Genomic DNA, 4,489 nt, shown 5'->3' with positions numbered 1-4,489 from the left:
GGGCGGCGCCCGAGCTGGTCTGGCTGCTGGAGCATCCGCCGCTCTACACCGCCGGCACCAGCGCCAGGGCCGCCGACCTGCTCGATCCGCGCTTCCCCGTCCACGCGGCCGGGCGAGGCGGCCAGTACACCTATCACGGGCCCGGCCAGCGCGTTGGTTATCTGGTGCTCGACCTCGGCGCGCGCGCCCGCGACGTGCGCCGCTTCGTGCACGCGCTGGAGGGCTGGCTGATCGCGACGCTCGCGCGGCTCGACGTGGCCGCGTTCCGCGCGCCGGGCCGGGTCGGCATCTGGACGCTGGCGGAGGGGCGGGAGGCGAAGATCGGCGCGATCGGGGTGCGCGTGCGACGCTGGGTGACGACGCACGGCTTCTCGCTCAACCTCGATCCGGAGCTGGCGCATTTCAGCGGGATCGTGCCGTGCGGGCTGGCCGGGCACCCGGTCACCAGTCTTGCCGCGCTCGGCCGATCGATCGACGGTGCAACTTTCGACGCGGCCCTCGCGTTCGGGCTGTCGGCTTTTCTGCAAACTCTTTCTTCTCCATTGTAAATGGAGGCTTGAGAGGAATTGCCGTTACGTTTAAAACCCATCGCGATTTGGGAGTTTACCCGGCAGCCAGCCACCTCAAATCCTGCTATCCAAGGGAGCTTCACATGCGTGCCATTGCCAAGATTCTGACCGGCTCGATGATCGCCGCCGGCGCCCTCGCGGTCTCCGCCTGCGGCCCCAAGACCGACACGTCCACCACCGACAACACGATGGTCACCGACATGAATGCGTCGGGCGATACCGACACGATGGCGAACGACAACATGACCTCGGTCGACAGCGGTTCGAACACCGGCATGATGGCGAACGACACGATGTCGTCGAACAGCAGCATGATGTCGAACGACACCGCCGCGACGGGCAACATGGCCGGCAATATGTGATCGACCCGTCTGGGTTCGATCGGGGGGCCGTCCGGGATGCCGGGCGGCCCCTTTTGCGTGCGCAGGTGCCGACCGGTCGCGCCAGGGAGTCGGCTGGGCGGGTCATCTCGCGGGAAAGGCTTGGGTTTGCGCGGGGTGATGGGTAGAGCACGGCCTTGTTCCGTTCGAGGTCAACCATGTTCGTTTCGCGTCTCCTGGCCGCCGCCACCCTGTTCGCCCCGCTCGCGCTCGGCGCCGTGCCGGCCGCCGCGCAGTTCAACCTGCGGAGCCACCATTTCGACAGCGTCGCCGTCGATGGGACGGAGCCCGGCGTGCTGAGCCAGGCGCTGCCCGGCGCGACGCCCGCCGAGATTCGCGCGGCGCTGGTCTGGAACATGCGCGCCGCGCTCAACGTCGCCGCGCTGCAATGCCAGTTCGAGCCGACGCTGCTCACCGTCCCCAACTACAATGCGATGCTGAAGGATCATGGCGCCGAGCTGGACGGATCGGTGAAGACGCTCACCAAATATTTCGTGCGGACCAACAAGGCGCCGGGCGCGAGCCAGAAGGCGCTGGATAGCTTTGGTACGCGCACCTATTCGTCGTTCGTGACCGTCGGTGGCCAGTTCGGCTTCTGCCAGACGGCGGCGACCGTGGGGCGCGACGCGGTGTTCCAGCCGCGCGGCCAGTTCGGCGCGTTCGCGGCGGCGAACCTTCGGCTGATCCGCAACAGCCTGTTCGGCGCCTGGGGCGACGAGCTGCGCCCGGGCGGCTCCGCGTTCGACCGCATGGCCGTGCCGCGCCTCGATCCGGCATGCTGGGACAAGAAGGGCTGGGTGGAGAAGAAGTGCGGCCCGCTGGCCTGGCCGCCGGCGTGACCTGAGGATGCCGGGCCCGTCCGGCCTTCACCCGATGCCATAGCCCGCGGTGATCGGTTTCGATTCAGGAGGCTCGGGAGAGCCTTCGCTCGGGACGAACGGATGTTAACAGCTGAGCGGGACAGGCTTCAGTGGCAGGGGAAGCGCTTCGCCAGCACGGCGGCGTAGCCGTCCTTGAGCGGCAGGCGCTGCTGCGCGGGCGGCAGCGCGGCGAGGCCGTCCAGCATATCGGTGATCCCGATCGACTGGCCGTCGGGCACGCAGGCGATCGGCGGCTTGCCCGCCGCGCGGCGGGCATCGCGCTCTGCCTTGAGCTGCGCGGATGCCGCCCGCGCCTCGTCACGCAATACCGTGAAGTCGGGCGAGGTCAGCGCGGTGAGCGGATTGGCGCGCAACGCATTCGCCCGCGTGACGAAATTGCCGACGGTCGTCGCCGCCGAAGCGGGGGCCGCGATGAGGAGGATCAAGGCCGGAGCTAGGAGTTTGAGCATGGCCAGGACAGTGGCGTTCCACGACTGAACCGAGGCTGACCCAAACGACACCGCCCCTCCGCTCATCGGCGCGATCCGCGCCGATGAGCGACCGTGCTCGATCTCACGCCCCCATCGGAGACGGCGTTCCGAACGGGCCCGACGGCCGGCGCGTCTTGGGGATGGACGTGCCCGCCTTGACGGTGGCCGGCGCCTTCTTGCCCTCGTCCGGCCGACCGACATCCTCGCCCGCGACGATGCGCTTCACTTCCTCGCCGGTGATCGTCTCCAGCTCAAGCAGCGCGCCGGCAATGGCGTGGAGCTGATCGAGATGCGTCGTGATCACGTCGCGGGCGCGGGTCAGCCCGCCCTCGACTAGCCGCTTGATCTCCGAATCGATGATCAGCGCGGTCTCGTTCGACATGCTGGCGCGCTGCGTCTGGGTGTAGCCCAGAAAGCCCTCGCCCTGCTTTTCCTCATATTCCAGCGGCCCGATCGCGTCGGACATGCCCCATTGCGTCACCATCGCGCGCGCCAGCTTGGTCGCCTGCTTGATGTCGCCCGAGGCGCCCGAGGATACCTTGTCGTGGCCGAAGATCACCTCCTCCGCCACGCGCCCGCCCATCGCGATCGCCAGGTCGGCGAACATCTTGTCGCGATGGTAGGAGTAGTTGTCGCGCTCGGGCATCGACACCACCATGCCCAGCGCGCCGCCGCGCGGGATGATCGTCGCCTTGTGGATCGGGTTGGCCGCCGGCTGGAGCACGGTGAGCAGCGCGTGGCCGGCCTCGTGATAGGCGGTCATCCGCTTCTCGTCGGTCGTCATCACGAGGCTCTTCCACTCGGTGCCCATGATGACGCGGTCCTTGGCCAGCTCGAACTGCGCCATCGCAACCAGCCGCTTACCGAGCCTGGCCGCCATCAGCGCCGCCTCGTTGACCAGATTGGCGAGGTCCGCGCCGGCCATACCCGGCGTGCCGCGCGCAATGACGCGCGCGTCGACGTCGGGCGCCAGCGGCACCTTCTTCATGTGGACTTCGAGGATCTTCACGCGCCCCTCGATGTCGGGCAGCGGCACGGTGACGCGGCGATCGAAGCGGCCGGGCCGCAGCAGCGCGGGGTCGAGCACGTCGGGGCGGTTGGTCGCGGCGACGATGATGATTCCCTCGTTGGCGTCGAAGCCGTCCATCTCGACCAGCAGCTGGTTGAGCGTCTGCTCGCGCTCGTCATTGCCGTTGCCCAGGCCCGCGCCGCGATGGCGGCCGACCGCGTCGATCTCGTCGATGAAGACGATGCACGGCGCACTCTTCTTGGCCTGTTCGAACATGTCGCGCACGCGGCTGGCGCCGACGCCAACGAACATCTCCACGAAGTCGGACCCGGAGATGGTGAAGAACGGCACGCCCGCCTCGCCCGCGATGGCGCGCGCGAGCAGCGTCTTGCCGGTGCCGGGACTGCCGACCAGCAGCGCGCCCTTGGGGATCTTGCCGCCGAGCCGCGCGAAGCGGGTCGGATCCTTGAGGAACTCAACGATCTCCTGCAGCTCCTCGCGCGCCTCGTCGATGCCGGCGACGTCGTCGAAGGTGACCTTGCCCTCCTTTTGCGTCAGCATCTTGGCGCGGCTCTTGCCGAAGCCCATCGCGCCGGAGCCCGAGCCCTTCTGCATCTGCCGCAGCACGAAGAAGGCGAGGCCGATCATCAGCACGAACGGCAGCGACTGGACGAGCAGATACTGCCAGATCGACGGGCCGTCCTCGGGCCGGCCGGAGGTGTCGACGTGCCGGTCGCGCAGCTTCTGGAGCAATGTCGGATCGGGCAGCACGCGGTCGGCGCGGAACCGCTCGCCGCTCGTGGTGGTGAAGCTCACCACGCTGGTCGACAGGTTGGCGGACTTGACGCCGCCCTCGTCCACCTTGTCGAGGAATTGCGAGTAGCTGACCTGATTGCCCGCGGCCGCCGTGCCGCGCCCGTCGATCAGCGTCACGAACAGCGCGAGCCCGAGCAGGATGGCGACCCACACCACCAGACTCTTCATCCAGGGATTGTTGCCATTGCCGCCATTGCCGTCGGACCCGGGCTGCTTGGAATCATCGCTCATAGGCGCGAAGATAAGCGCACGAATGTTAATGGCAATGGAACATGCATCAACGCGTGCGGCGGCGCGGCGGCGCGGCGGCGAAGCGCCAGACGGTGCCGGCCGGGGTGACCAGCACGCCGGCCTGCGTGGCGGC

5 protein-coding genes are annotated in these 4,489 nt (G+C 68.3%); 3 read left to right on the top strand and 2 right to left on the bottom strand.

Features of this window, described 5'->3' with window-relative positions; genetic code table 11:
• The 3 genes from lipB to HUU95_RS09280 all read left to right on the top strand — a co-directional run.
• Window positions 1-548 (top strand): lipoyl(octanoyl) transferase LipB (gene lipB / locus HUU95_RS09290; protein WP_174279853.1); only part of this gene is annotated, 548 nt, incomplete at its 5' end.
• Between the two features lie 104 nt (window positions 549-652).
• Window positions 653-931, top strand: a complete 279-nt coding sequence (locus tag HUU95_RS09285; protein ID WP_174279852.1) for a hypothetical protein — start codon at window positions 653-655, stop codon at window positions 929-931.
• Window positions 932-1,107: 176 nt separating this feature from the next.
• Window positions 1,108-1,788, top strand: coding sequence for a hypothetical protein (locus HUU95_RS09280; RefSeq protein WP_174279851.1), 681 nt, complete (start codon window positions 1,108-1,110; stop codon window positions 1,786-1,788).
• 128 nt (window positions 1,789-1,916) lie between these two features.
• Here HUU95_RS09280 and HUU95_RS09275 read toward each other — a convergent pair whose 3' ends face one another.
• Window positions 1,917-2,255, bottom strand: a complete 339-nt coding sequence (locus tag HUU95_RS09275; RefSeq protein WP_254602719.1) for a hypothetical protein — start codon at window positions 2,253-2,255, stop codon at window positions 1,917-1,919.
• Window positions 2,256-2,382: 127 nt separating this feature from the next.
• Window positions 2,383-4,356 (bottom strand): ATP-dependent zinc metalloprotease FtsH, encoded by a 1,974-nt coding sequence (gene ftsH, locus HUU95_RS09270; RefSeq protein ID WP_217429802.1) that lies wholly within the window; start codon window positions 4,354-4,356, stop codon window positions 2,383-2,385.
• Window positions 4,357-4,489: the final 133 nt, after the last annotated feature.

This window comes from Sphingomonas bacterium (assembly GCF_903643065.1).
Lineage (GTDB): Bacteria > Pseudomonadota > Alphaproteobacteria > Sphingomonadales > Sphingomonadaceae > Sphingomonas.
The sequence above is the reverse complement of the archived record's forward strand: the minus strand, read 5'-3'. Positions and strand labels throughout refer to the sequence as shown.

Excerpts from the sequence above, each read along its gene's own strand:
- ftsH (WP_217429802.1), bottom strand. The coding sequence starts at position 4,356 with ATGAGCGATGATTCCAAGCAGCCCGGGTCCGACGGCAATGGCGGCAAT.
- HUU95_RS09285 (WP_174279852.1), top strand. The coding sequence starts at position 653 with ATGCGTGCCATTGCCAAGATTCTGACCGGCTCGATGATCGCCGCCGGC.
- HUU95_RS09280 (WP_174279851.1), top strand. The coding sequence starts at position 1,108 with ATGTTCGTTTCGCGTCTCCTGGCCGCCGCCACCCTGTTCGCCCCGCTC.